Origin of the sequence: Bradyrhizobium sp. BRP23, assembly GCF_020194135.1 — a bacterium.
GTDB lineage: Bacteria > Pseudomonadota > Alphaproteobacteria > Rhizobiales > Xanthobacteraceae > Bradyrhizobium > Bradyrhizobium yuanmingense.
In genome coordinates, this window is record NZ_JADYVW010000008.1 from 231,842 (window position 1) to 244,988 (window position 13,147).

Here is a 13,147-nt window from a genome sequence, read left to right on the forward strand (position 1 = left end):
CCGCGCATGGATGCGTTGCTGGCGGTGGCCGGTGAACGAAATAAGCGTGCACCGGCCGGCCCATCAAAAGTTGTGATAACGGCGTTTCTCATATAGGGTCGAACCTCTTCCTCGCCGTGCGTGGTCGCTTGCTGCATGCATGTCCGTATCCTGCTCCTCCTTGCCTTGCTTCTGCTTCCGGGCACTTTGCGTGCCGAAGCAACGCCGGTCGAGAAAGCCGGCTTCGCCTCCAGGCTGACGATCTATCTCGCCAAGGGGCCACCCGATGCATGTGGCCCGGGCTGCGATCGCTGGATTGCCATCGAGGGCGAAATCGATCGGGAGGCTGCGCTGCGCATTCGCCGCTTCCTCGCCGCCGTCAAGGACCTGCAGCGTCCGATCTATCTCCATTCGCCAGGCGGCAACGTCGAGCAGTCTTACGCGATCGCGCGGTTGCTGCGCAGCCGCAAGGCGATTGCCAGGGTCGGCCGGACGATCGCGACCGCCTGCGCCGCGGGCACGCAGGGAGACGCCGCTTGCTTGAAGCTCAAGAACGCGAGCGGCGAGGTCGAGGCCGAACTCACCACGAACCGTGCCATGTGCAACTCGGCCTGCGCATACCTGTTTCTCGGGGCGGCATCGCGCGAGGTCGCCCCCGACGCCACAATAGCGGTCCATAATTCCAAGCTGGTGCTCGCCTTCGACGGACGGCCCGATCCGGCGGCGGTCGCGGAATACAGGCGCCGCCGGCTCTTGGCGGCCGATCGCGATCGCGCCGCGTTCATCGCCGCGATGGGAATTGGTCGCGAGCTCGATTCGCTGATCCGGACGGTGAAATTCGAAAGCCTGCACGCGCTGACGCGATCCGAGCTCCACGGTTTCGGCATCGACACGCGACCGCTCGCTGAGACAAACTGGTCGCTGGAGAAGGAGGCCCGGCCGTTCGTCCGCAAGATCGCGACCGCAAAGAAGGCGAACGGCTCCGCGTTCCGAACGATGGAGCTGCGCCTGTCTTGCGAAAGCAGCAAGGGCGCACCGCTGACATTTGCGGCCGAGGTCGACGAAACGGCCACCGGCAAGAGCACGATCCTGATCACGGCGGATGCCGACAAGGAGAAGACGGCCGGAGGATCTCCGGTGCGGACCGGCAAGCACGAGGTCTGGCGCAGCAACATCGACCCCGACATGGTCAAGGCGATACTGGCCTCCCGCTCCCTGCATGTCCGCGAAACCACGCCGATCGCGGATGACAAGACGGACATCATGACATTCGAGCTCGACCTGGCGGGCCTGCCGTCACAATGGGCTCGGCTCAAGGCATCCTGCGCATTGCCGACGCCGGGCCCGACAAGCTCCTGGCCGACGACGCCTGGGAAAGCGGCTCCCTGGCAGGCAGCTCATTGGCCCGAGAGCCCTTGGACGCCCGCCCCCCAACTGACCGTCAGCACAAACCCTCGGCCCGCTCCGTCGCCTTGAAATGCCATCGGACATCGCCCCGGGCGGGCGATTCAACACGCAACATTCATTCAACCCTCATCGAGCAGGGAGCGGACCTTGGCGGCCAGGTCTTCGATCGCAAAGGGCTTGGACAGCAAATGCTTGCCGGCATCGAGCACGCCATTATGGACGATCGCGTTGCGCGTGTAGCCGGTGGTGAACAGCACTTTCAGATCCGGGTATCGTCTCGACAGCTCGGCCGCGAGTTCGGCACCGGTCATGTCGGGCATGACGACGTCGGTGAACAGCAGATCCGGAACGAAACCGCCTTCGATTTTGCCGATCGCCTCCCGGGCGCTGGCGGCCTCGACGACGGTATAGCCAAGCTCGCGCAGGCTTTCGGACGAGATGCCGCGGACCCGCTCGTCGTCCTCGACGACGAGGATGGTCTCGCTCTGCGGACTTGCACCGGGATGCAGCACGCCGTGCGACGGGGTTGAGACAGGCTCCTCGCCCGCGAAGCGTGGAAGATAGATCTTCACGGTCGTGCCGACGTCCACCTCCGAATAGATTTTGACATGGCCGCCCGACTGCCGCACGAAGCCGTAGACCTGGCTGAGGCCGAGCCCAGTCCCCTTGCCGACGACCTTGGTCGTAAAGAACGGATCGAAGACCTTTCCCAGCACGTCCGCCGCAATGCCCGTGCCGTTGTCCGTCACCGCAATGAGCACGTACTGCCCGGGCTGCAGCGCGTATTCGCGGGCATATTTCCAATCTATCGAGGCGTTGGCGGTTTCGATCGTCAGCCTGCCACCCTTCGGCATGGCATCGCGTGCATTGACAGCAAGATTGACGAGAACGCTTTCGAGCTGGGCAGGGTCTGCCTTGACGCGCCAAAGGCCAGCCGCGAGGACCGTCTCGAGACGGACGAGCTCGCCGAGCGAGCGCTCGAGCAGCTCACTCATCTCACCGACCATCTTGTTGATGTCCACGACCTCGGGCGCAAGAGGCTGCTGCCGCGAGAACGCCAACAATCTTTGCGTCAACGTGGCGGCACGGTTCGCACCATCCGTTGCACTATCCAAGAAGCGGTCAATGTTGAGCTCGCCCTTGCCGAGCCGCCGTTTGGCGAGATTCAAGCTGCCGAGGATGACGGCCAGCATGTTGTTGAAGTCGTGGGCGATCCCCCCGGTCAATTGCCCGACGGCTTCCATCTTCTGCGATTGCCGCAATTGCTCCTCGGCCTTCATGCGCTCGGCGATCTCGTCGGCGACACGTTGCTCCAGCTCGGCATTGAGCGCTTCGAGCCTGGTCAGCAGCTGGGCATTGTCAATGGCCGTCGCGGCATGGCCGGCAATGCCGAGCAATGCGGATTCGTGCTCCTCGTGGAATCGACCGACCTCCGCATGACCGAAGAAAAGCCCACCGAGCACCTCGCCGCTGCGCGAGATCACGGGGACCGCCAGATAGGACCGGACCGGAAGATGGCCCTCGGGCATGCCTTTCCGCGGCGCATTCTTGCCATAGCGCGGGTCTTGCAGGATGTCGTCCGACCTCACCACGCCCGTGCCCTTGAAGGTCGGCTCGAACACGGCGGTGGCGCGCGGCATCGGGAAGTTTTCGAAAGCGGATCGCGGCACGCCGGACAGCGAATACAGCATGTAGCTGCCGCCGTCCGCGGCCAGGACGTTGTAGAAGAAGGCTCCGAACTGGGCGCCCGTCAGCTCGACGCCGGCATCCGTCACGATCTGCACGATCCTCTCGAGATCGCGTTCGCGGGCAACCGATGCTCCCGTGTCGTTGAGGATCCTCAGATGACGCTCGGTCTTCTTTTGCGCGGATATATCCAGCACGGTCCCGATGAATCGCGTGGCGTGGCCGTCAGAAAAGATCGCGTGACCCGTTGCGGCGATCCAGCGCTCGACACCATCCTCGATGCCGACGGTGCGGTATTCGATGTTGTAGCTTCCCGGAGAATTGGGCTGTAACGCGGTCGAGACGGCCTCATGGGCGCGCTGCCTGTCGTCGGGATGGATGCCCTTCAGGAATGAGCCCTCGTAGCTGACCTCGGCATCCGGCGAGAGACCGAACACCTCCTTGCAGCGGTTATCCCATCGAAGAATGTCGTTGACCGGATCGTAGTCCCAGGTGCCGATTCCGGCGGCCTTGTTGGCGAGGACGAGCCGCTCGGCAGCTTCGCGCGCCGCCTGCTCCGATCGGACGCGCTCGATGTGCGCCCATGATCGCTCCGTCACCTCGGTGAGCAAGGCAAGTTCGCGCGGCGTCCAAAGATGCGGGCCACGGTGATGAATGGCCATCAAGGCGGTCAGGCGCCCCTCCTTCACCAAGGGCATGCAGATCGTCGAACCGATGCCGATGCGCTGGAAGGTGGCGGCTTCCTCGGGGGCGATCTCCTTCAGATTGTCGTTGATGATGAGGGGGCGGCCGGCGCCCAGCTCTCGCACCGCCTTCTCGCCGAAGTCGGCAAGGCTGTAGTGCCCCACTATGTGCATCGCACCGGGGGCAGCCCAATCCCCGCGGATGGTGAAGCCGTCCTGATCGGGATCCATGTCGGCATAGGCGCAGTTGGAGACGCCGAGATACTCACCGACCATTCGCGTCGTCACTGCCATGACGCCGTCTGCATCGCGCGTCTTGGCCGTTTCCTTGTTGAGAGCGTCCAGGAAGAGGAGTCGCGCTTCGTTCTCGCGCACCGCGCTCTCGGCGCGGCGACGTTCAACGGCCGTGCGGGTGCGTTCGGCAACCTCGCGGATGAGCTCGAGCTCCGCCGGGGTCCATTCGCGCGGCGTGGCATTGTTGAGGTAGAGCAGCGCCACGACCCCATCGGGCTCGGAAATCGGCATGTTGACGAATGCGCGCGCCGAGATCGCCTCGAGAGCTCGGGCGCGGTCGCCGACGCGAGCGTCCTTTTCAGCATCGGCGCAGACGACCGTCTCGCCCCGCTTCAAGTCTTCGATATAGCTGCCATAGTCGCGAAAGCGCAGCACGCCGGCCAAGCTCAAGATCCCAGGCGCATTCCAGTCGCGCGCGATCGTGATGGTCTCGGCGGAGGTGTCGACGGTGCCGTAACCTGCCCGGCTGACATTGAGGCTGCGGCCAAGCAGCTCGGCCGCCGCATAGGCGAGATCGTCGGGGCTGCCGATCTCTCGAATATGATCGCCGAGGGTGGCCAAGACGGCGTTGCGGTCGGCCGAGGATCCCCCGGTCGCTGTCGTCATCGGTTAACCCCGAACACGTCCCTCGCTCCACCTGCACAATGATGAGACAGTAACTGTAGGTGGGGCCTTCGGTTCCCGGCGCGAGGGGCGGCTCAGTATCAAGACGCCTCTCGGGTCCTGCTCGGCCCAGCGCGCGATGCAGGTGGTCAAGTGTCTTCAACAACGGCGGGCTTAGACCGGCGTATAGATCACGAGCTTCAACGCGGGATCGTCATTGGCCTGGAAGCTGGTGTGCTCGAAGTGCAGCACGCCCTTGGTCGGATGGTTCATGGTCTTGCGGCCCGAGATGGTGCTGCGAACGTCGTGCGCCTCCCACCATTCGACGAATTCCGGACTGCTCTCGCGCAGCCGCGTCAGCAGCTCCGTGAAGGCGGGATCGCCGGCCCAGACGTCGTGATTGGCGCGAAACATCGCCACCATCGCCTTGGCTACGTCGGTCCAGCCGGCGCCATAGGATTTTCGCGTCTGCTTGTTCGTCAACATAAGAAGCAGCGTGTTGCGATCCTGCTCCGGCAATCGCCCGAACCCGAACACCTCCTCGGCCGCATCGTTCCAGGCCAGCACGTCCCAGCGCCGGCCGGTGATGTAGGCCGGCTGATGCAGGCTCTCGATCATGCGACGAATGGGCGGAGGCACGATCTCGCGGGTGAAGGGGCTCCTTGCGGGCTCGCGCGCCAGCGCCTTGAGGTGCGCGTGCTCGGCCTTGCTGAGACGGAGGGCCCGGGCCAACGCATCCACCGTGGTGACGGACGGGCTCACCGTGCGGCCCTGCTCGAGGCGGATGTACCAGTCGACGCCGATGCCGGCGAGCTGCGCGACTTCTTCGCGGCGCAGCCCCGCGGTGCGCCGGCGCCGGCCCACCGGAAGCCCGACCGCCTTCGGCGACAGCTTTTCGCGGCGGGACCTCAGGAAGTCCCCGAATTCAACGCGGCGTGGATCGACCATGGCGGGTGTCCCGGCGATGGAGGGCCTATGAAATACTAGGATAATACCAGGCCTTCCTGACTTCCGCCAGGGCAGCGCATACGGACTTCACCCGACCTCGAGGTGAACATCATGAAAGCTGCCGTACTCAAATCCTTCGGCTCGCCGCTGGCGATCGAGACTGTCCCCGAACCGGTGCTCGGCACCGGCGAGGTCATCGTCGACGTCGTCGCGACGCGCGTGCTGTCCTACATGAACGAGGTCTTCGACGGGACGCGCAACTACGCGCTCGACCTGCCAATCATTCCAGGCCCAGGCGGCATCGGCCGCGTGCGCGCGATCGGTCCGGACGCGACCAGGCTTGCCGTCGGCAACTGGGTGTTCTGCGATCCGACAGTGCGCTCGCGCGATGACGCCGCGGCGCCGGATATCGCCCTGCAGGGCCTGACCGCCGCGGGACCCGGCGGCATGCGCCTGCAACAGCACTTTCGCCACGGCTCCTTCGCCGAGCAGATGCGGGTGCCGACCGAGAACGTCAAACCCCTCGGCCCGATCACGTCCGAGCAGGCGACACAATGGTGCGCGCTGGGCACGCTGCTGGTGCCCTATGGCGGCTTCCTTGCGGCAAACCTTCGCCCGGGCGAGACCGTGCTGGTGAGCGGCGCCACCGGCAATTTCGGCAGCGCCGCCGTCTCCGTCGCGCTGGCGATGGGCGCAGCCTGCGTGGTCGCGCCGGGCCGCAACGAACGGATCCTCGCCGACCTCGTCCGCCGCTTCGGGGCGCGGGTGAAGCCGGTCAAGCTCTCGGGTGACGAGGACGACGACCGTGAGACGATGAAGCGCGCCGCACCGGGGCCGATCGACTGCGTCTTCGACATCATGCCGCCCTCGGTGAGCCCGACTGTCGTGCGCGCGGCAGTCATGACGGTCCGCGCTTACGGACGCGTCGTGCTGATGGGTGGCGTCGGCATGGCGGGCGGGCCGGGCCTCGAGCTGCCCTACCCCTGGATCATGCGCAACTGCATCAGCATCCACGGCGTCTGGATGTATCCGCCCGATGCGGCCAGCCGCCTGATCGCACTGGTGCGTGCCGGGCTGCTGCGGCTGGAAGAGTACGAGACAGAGACCTTCGATCTCGACCACGCCAACGAAGCCGTGGCGCATGCTGCCGCCAATGGCGGACCGTTCAAATTGACGGTGATCAGGCCCTGAATTGTGAGGCGGCGACGGACCGCCGTCTTCGATTTTTTTCGGAAGTCTCACCAAGCACTTGGCTACTGTGCATGGGGTTGTTTTCGAGCTCTTTAGTCGAGTTCGACCACTTGGCCGTTCGACAGCGAGACGCGCCGGTCCATACGGCCGGCGAGCTCCATGTTGTGGGTTGCGATCAGCATCGACACATGCGTCGCCTTGACCAGCTGCATCAGGGCCTGGAACACGTGCTCGGCGGTACCAGGATCGAGATTGCCGGTCGGCTCGTCCGCAAACAGCACGCGCGGCGCGTTGGCGACCGCACGGGCGATGGCGACACGCTGCTGCTCGCCGCCGGACAGCTCGGCGGGACGATGGGTGATGCGGTCGCCGAGGCCGAGATAGCCGAGGATCTCCTTGGCACGCTTGACGGTCTCGGACTTCTTCAGGCCGCGGATCATCTGCGGCAGCATGACGTTCTCGAGCGCCGAGAACTCCGGCAGCAGCCGGTGCGACTGGTAGACGAAGCCGATATCGGTGCGGCGCAGCTGCGTGCGCTCGATGTCGGGCAATTGCGAGGTCGGTGCGCCCGAGACATAGACCTCGCCGGAATCGGGGGCTTCCAGCAGCCCAGCGATGTGCAGCAGCGTCGACTTGCCCGAGCCCGACGGCGCCACCAGCGCGACCGACTGACCGGCCCACAGCGCCAGCTTGGCGCCGTCGAGGATCGTCAGCGGCACCTCGCCCTGCAAGTACTGCCGCTTTATCTCGTGGAGATAAATGACCGGTACATCTTCTGCCCCCTGCTGCTGCTCCATCAGTCCCTCACTCGTACCGGAGCGCTTCGACGGGATCGAGGCGCGCGGCGCGCCACGACGGATAGAGCGTCGCCAGGAACGACAGCGTCAGCGCCATGATGACGACGGCCGTGGTCTCGCCGACGTCGATCTCGGCGGGCAGTTTCGACAGGAAGTAGAGCTCCGGCGAGAACAGCTCGGTCGAGGTCAGCCAGGACAGGAATTGCCGGATCGATTCGATGTTAACGCAGATCACGAGGCCGACGCAGAAGCCGACCAGCGTGCCGACGACGCCTATCGAAGCGCCCGTGATGAGGAAGATCCGCATGATCGAGCCTTGCGAGGCGCCCATGGTGCGCAGGATCGCGATGTCGCTGCCCTTGTCCTTCACCAGCATGATCAGGCCGGAGACGATGTTGAGCGCGGCGACCAGCACGATCATGGTCAGGATCAGGAACATCACGTTGCGTTCAACCTGGAGCGCGTTGAAGAAGGTCGAGTTGCGCTGCCGCCAATCCACCAGGAAGATCGGCCGGCCCGCCGCCTCCGTCACCGCCTTGCGGAAGGCGTCGATCCTGTCGGGGTTGGTCGTGAACACCTCGATCGAGGTGACGTCGTTGCTGCGGTTGAAATAGGCCTGCGCTTCGGCAAGCGGCATGAACACGAAGCCGAGGTCGTATTCGGACATGCCGATCTCGAACACCGCGACGATCTTGTACGGTTTTATCCGCGGCGTCGTGCCCATGGGCGTGACTGCGCCCTTGGGCGCCACCAGCGTGATGCTGTCGCCGGCATGCAACGAAAGCTGGTCGGCGAGGCGGCGGCCGATCGCAACGCCCTGCCCTTCGTCAAACCCCTCGAGCGAGCCTTGCTTGATGTTCTTGGCGATCGAGGTGAGGTTGTTGAGATCGTCGGAGCGGATGCCGCGCACCAGGACGCCCGAGGCGTTCCAAGGCGATGACGCCAGCGCCTGACCGTCAACCACCGGCGCCGCGAGCCGGATGCCCTCGACCTGGCTGAGGCGGTCGGCAACGTCCTTCCAGTCGGTCAGCGGCGATTCCAGGGGCTGGACCAGGATGTGGCCGTTGAGGCCCAGGATCTTATCGAGCAGCTCCTTGCGGAAGCCGTTCATCACGGCCATGACGATGATCAGCGTCGCAACGCCGAGCATGATGCCGAGAAAGGAGAACCCGGCGATGACCGAGATGAATCCTTCCTTCCGGCGCGCGCGCAAATAGCGCGCCGACAGCATCCACTCGAAGGGCGCGAAAGGCGCGGTTTGCACGGTTTCGGTCATGGTCTCATCCATCGCTCGATAATCCCATGATTCGGGGTCAATTGTGGCCGGATTGGCGGCCGCGATATCGCGCGATGAACAATATTCAGCCGACCGGCCTTCTCAGCCCACAAGTCTTGCAACCGCGTCGGCAGGCGACATGGTCTCGCGCGCGCCGTCGCTGCGCCGCTTGATCTCGACCTTGCCGTCGGCGAGCCCCTTCGGCCCGATCATGATCTGCCAGGGGATGCCGATCAGGTCGGCGGCGGCGAATTTGGCACCGGCGCGTTGATCGGTGTCGTCATAGAGCACGTCGACGCCCTTGGCCGTGAGCTCGGCATAGAGCTTCTCGCAGGCCGCATCGACGGCCGCATCGCCCTGCTTCAGGTTGAGGATCGAGACGCGGAACGGTGCCACCGGTTCCGGCCATTTGATGCCGGCATCGTCATGGCAAGCCTCGATGATGGCACCCAGCAGGCGCGAGACGCCGACACCGTACGAGCCGCCATGGATCGGCACGTCGACACCATCAGGCCCCGCCACGAGCGCCTTCATCGGCTCGGAATATTTGGTGCCGAAATAGAAGATCTGGCCGACCTCGATGCCGCGGGTGTTCACCCGCTTGTCCACGGGCACCTCCTGCTCGAACCGCGCGGCATCGTGGACGTCTTCGGTCGCCGCATAGAGCGAGGTCCATTGCTTGATGATCGGCGTCAGGTCGCTCTCATAATCCACGTCCTCGCCCGGCACCGGCAGGTCCAGCACATCGCGATTGATGAACACGCCGGATTCGCCGGTCTCGGCGAGCACGATGAACTCGTGGCTGAGATCGCCGCCGATCGGGCCGGTCTCGGCGCGCATCGGGATCGCCTTCAGCCCCATCCGCGCGAAGGTGCGCAAGTATGCGACGAACATCTTGTTGTAGGCGACGCGCGCCGCGGCCTCGTTGAGGTCGAAGGAATAGGCATCCTTCATCAGGAACTCGCGGCCGCGCATCACGCCGAAACGCGGACGCTGCTCGTCGCGGAATTTCCATTGGATATGATAGAGATTGAGCGGCAGGTTCTTGTAGGACTTCACATAGGCGCGGAAGATCTCCGTGATCATTTCCTCGTTGGTCGGTCCGTACAGCAGCTCGCGCTTGTGGCGGTCGGCGATGCGCAGCATCTCCGGGCCGTAGGCGTCGTAGCGGCCGCTCTCGCGCCAGAGGTCGGCGAGCTGGAGCGTCGGCATCAAGACCTCGATCGCGCCGGAGCGATTCTGCTCCTCGCGCACAATCTGCTCGATCTTCTTCAGCACGCGAAAGCCGAGCGGCAGCCAGGCATAGATGCCCGCCGCCTCCTGCCGGATCATGCCGGCACGCAGCATCAGCCGATGCGAGACGATCTCCGCCTCTTTCGGATTTTCCTTCAGGATGGGCAGAAAGAACCGCGACAACCGCATGGTAATACTCTGGGAATCAGTGATCGCCTGCAGTGAAACCGGATTGGGAGCGAAAACACAAGACGGGAATGAAGAAAAGCCGCTAACGCGGCGAAATAGCTGTCATTTTTCCGTTGCCTTCAGGTTTGACTTCAGGAGCACCGTGCGCAGCAAAGCCGGTGAGCCTAGGGCGGCGGCACCTCGAGTTCATCCGCCAGCGTGATCTTCTCGAAATCGCTCACAAGCGCCTCGATCCGCACACGCCAGCGGCCGGCGAAGGGCAGCTCGACCCTGCGCACGTGCCAGTAGCCATCCGGCCCGAGCAAGGCGACCCGTTCCATCGGCTCGATGCCGCGCTCGGGCAGACTGAGGGTCAACGTCACCTCTTTGGCCGCCAGGGGCGTCCCCTCGCCGGTCATGAGCTGGAGCACGAAATCGTCCTTGCCGACCTTTCCAGGTGACACCAGCACCTGGAACATCGCCTTGTCGCCGTGGATGTGGATCGCCAACGGCGTCTCCGGAATGATCGTTCGCGGCGGCGGCGTGAAGCGCCAGCCGGCGACGACGGCAAAGATGGCGAGGGCGATCACGCATTCGAGGAGGATCGAGCGCTTGAGGATGGTCTGGGCTCCACGATCGCGGGCGAGTGCCGGAGTGAGGCGGAAGCGGTTGAGCGCCGCAAGTGCGAGCAGCATGAGAACCAGGCCGAGCTTGATCGAGAGGATGAGGCCATAGCGGGTCTCGACCAACGCCGAAACTTTTTCGAGCTGAACAATCGCAAGGGCGAGGCCCGTCAATGCCAGCACGCCGACCGCCGGCATGGCGATGCCCGAGAAGCGCTTCACGACGGCGAGTGTTGCCGGCGTCGGCTTCGACAGCAAAGCCGCGAGCGGAGCAAGAGCGCCGATCCATAGCGCAACGCACAGGCCGTGAAGAAACATCGCCGGGCGCATCATCATTCGAGGCGGCGCCGTTGCGGCATGCCCGCTCATGGCGAGCGACAGGCCCACGCCGACCATGGCAATGATCGCAAGAGCCCGCGAAGACCATACGCTGCGGAGCGCCAGCAAGGCGAACAGCATCGCGGCGGCAGCAACTAGAAACGCGCGGCCGGCACTGGTTGCCACCGCGACCTTCCAAGGCGCGGCCGTCGCGAGCGCCGCCGGCGGCAGGCCGAGGAGATCGAGACCCAGCGCACCGAGCGACACCACCGCGCTGGAAAGGCCGACCGCGAGCGCCATGCGCGGCACGGTCATGCCGGCCAGAGACCATGATATCCAGCGCGCAAACCACACACCGCCGACGCCTACGAACAGACCGAGATAGAGGCCAACGCGCGCCAGCCAGATCAGCGCGGCCAACCAATGGTCAGTACTCGCGGACGGCTTCGTCTCCGACGGCATGCCGACTGAAAACATCACCGATCCCATGATCGGATGGCCATCCTGCGAGACCACGCGATAGCTGACGACCGCGGTCCCCTCAGGCAGATCCGCCGGCATCTGGATCGAAATCGTGTCGCCGGACGCGCTGACGCGCGTCTCGTCCCGCGCCCTGCCCGCCCCGTCGATGAGCCGGATCGCACCCGGGGTCACAGGCTCGTTGAACCGCAGCTCCACCACTTTGGGCGCGATCGCGAGCGTGCTGCCGCTCGCCGGCTCGACCGAGATCAGCGCCGCATGCGCAAGCGCACCGCTCGCGAAGCTGGCAGCGAAGAGCAGCGTCGCGAGCGCGGCGAGGAGGCGCATCAGGGTTTCGGCAGGAGCTTGACGCCAGGCGCCGGCGACTTGCCCTCATGCGAATGGCTTGACCCCTCGGTTGGGATCTCGATCCAGCGTCTGACGCCGGTCTCGCATTCTTGAACCACTGGGAAGTACAAGGTCGTGTTCGCCTTGAGCTTGTCGGTCAGCACCGTCTGCATGATGAACTCGTCATAGTTCTTGTCCGGCAGCTTGCCGCCGGACCACGCCACCTCCTTGACGCCGGACGATACCTTATTGCCGTGATAGTCGTATTCTCCGGCATATTTGCCCTCGACGACGTCGACGGTCCAGCCGGCCTTCGGCATCGGCTTCACCGCGATCACCCCTTCCGGAATCTGCACGCGGATCTTCACCGTCGGCGAGCCCGCGCAGCCATGCGGCACGGTGAACACCGCCTTGTAGGACGCGCCGATCGTAGCTTGCTTGGTCTCAAGCGAGACATGCGCCGCCGCTGGTGTTGCGGCGAGCGCGGCAATCAGGATCAGGCAGGATCGCTTCGACATATTCGGTCTCCCGAGAGTCCAGAACAGTCTCATTTCATCTTCATTCCCGAATGATCCGGCATTTTCTTCATGTCCATGTGACCCGACTGTCCGCCATCGCCCGGCGCCTGCGCGCCGACGCCCTGGACGGCGAGCGCAACAGTGACCTTTCCGGCCTTCTCGAACTGAAGCGTCACCGGCACCTTGTCGCCCTGCTTGAACGGCCCCTTCAGCTCCTGAAGCATCAAATGATTGCCGCCGGGGGCGAGCTTCACGGTCTTGCCGGGCTCGATCGCCAATCCCTTGTCGAGCGCGCGCATCTTCATCACGCCGTTGTCCATGGCCATCTCGTGAATCTCGGCCTTGCCTGCGATATCGGCGGACACGCTGACCAACCTGTCGGCGGCGCTCCCCTTGTTTTCGATGGTCAGATAGCCGCCGGCGACCTTAGCGCCGCCCGGCGTCGCCCGGCTCCAGGCCTGCGAGATGACGAGATCGCCGGCCTTGACGTCGTCGGCTGCGACTGCCGCGCTGGTGCCGAGCAGCATGGCGGCCGCCAGAAGTGATAGCTTGATCCTGTTCATTTGGTTCCCTCGGTTTTGATCTGATTGGATCGGTCGTGGTGGTCTCGGCAGCC

At 64.6% G+C, this 13,147-nt stretch carries 10 protein-coding genes; 2 read left to right on the forward strand and 8 right to left on the reverse strand.

From position 1 onward, the window contains the following. Positions 1 to 135: 135 nt before the first annotated feature. A complete protein-coding gene (locus I6F24_RS22860; protein WP_225151771.1) occupies positions 136 to 1,455 on the forward strand; it encodes a hypothetical protein in 1,320 nt (439 codons plus the stop codon). 50 nt (positions 1,456 to 1,505) lie between these two features. On the opposite strand, the gene I6F24_RS22865 is transcribed toward I6F24_RS22860, so the two are convergent. Both I6F24_RS22865 and I6F24_RS22870 read right to left on the reverse strand, forming a co-directional pair. Then, positions 1,506 to 4,655 carry a GAF domain-containing protein gene (locus I6F24_RS22865; RefSeq protein WP_225151773.1) on the reverse strand — a complete coding sequence of 1,050 codons (3,150 nt, stop codon included), beginning with the start codon at positions 4,653 to 4,655 and terminating at the stop codon, positions 1,506 to 1,508. A 171-nt stretch (positions 4,656 to 4,826) separates the two neighbouring features. After that, a complete protein-coding gene (locus I6F24_RS22870; RefSeq protein WP_109143604.1) occupies positions 4,827 to 5,600 on the reverse strand; it encodes a helix-turn-helix transcriptional regulator in 774 nt (257 codons plus the stop codon). A 111-nt stretch (positions 5,601 to 5,711) separates the two neighbouring features. On the opposite strand from I6F24_RS22870, the gene I6F24_RS22875 reads away from it, so the two are divergent. Beyond that, complete coding sequence (locus I6F24_RS22875) at positions 5,712 to 6,791, forward strand: zinc-binding alcohol dehydrogenase family protein (protein ID WP_192893193.1); 1,080 nt, start codon at positions 5,712 to 5,714, stop codon at positions 6,789 to 6,791. 92 nt (positions 6,792 to 6,883) lie between these two features. On the opposite strand, the gene I6F24_RS22880 is transcribed toward I6F24_RS22875, so the two are convergent. The 6 genes from I6F24_RS22880 to I6F24_RS22905 form a co-directional block, all read right to left on the reverse strand. Next, positions 6,884 to 7,588: an ABC transporter ATP-binding protein gene (locus I6F24_RS22880; RefSeq protein WP_036010093.1), complete on the reverse strand. Its 705-nt coding sequence runs from the start codon at positions 7,586 to 7,588 to the stop codon at positions 6,884 to 6,886. Positions 7,589 to 7,595: 7 nt separating this feature from the next. After that, positions 7,596 to 8,876: a lipoprotein-releasing ABC transporter permease subunit gene (locus tag I6F24_RS22885; protein WP_036010095.1), complete on the reverse strand. Its 1,281-nt coding sequence runs from the start codon at positions 8,874 to 8,876 to the stop codon at positions 7,596 to 7,598. Positions 8,877 to 8,966: 90 nt separating this feature from the next. Continuing rightward, positions 8,967 to 10,286 (reverse strand): proline--tRNA ligase, encoded by a 1,320-nt coding sequence (proS, locus tag I6F24_RS22890; protein WP_225151775.1) that lies wholly within the window; start codon positions 10,284 to 10,286, stop codon positions 8,967 to 8,969. A gap of 164 nt (positions 10,287 to 10,450) precedes the next feature. Continuing rightward, positions 10,451 to 12,013, reverse strand: a complete 1,563-nt coding sequence (locus I6F24_RS22895; protein WP_225151777.1) for a CopD family protein — start codon at positions 12,011 to 12,013, stop codon at positions 10,451 to 10,453. Beyond that, on the reverse strand, positions 12,013 to 12,531 hold the full coding sequence (locus I6F24_RS22900; RefSeq protein WP_225140039.1) for a YcnI family protein: 519 nt from the start codon (positions 12,529 to 12,531) through the stop codon (positions 12,013 to 12,015). Before I6F24_RS22900 ends, I6F24_RS22895 begins: the two co-directional genes overlap by 1 nt. A 29-nt stretch (positions 12,532 to 12,560) precedes the next feature. Next, positions 12,561 to 13,094, reverse strand: a complete 534-nt coding sequence (locus tag I6F24_RS22905; RefSeq protein ID WP_225151779.1) for a copper chaperone PCu(A)C — start codon at positions 13,092 to 13,094, stop codon at positions 12,561 to 12,563. Between the last annotated feature and the right edge of the window lie 53 nt (positions 13,095 to 13,147).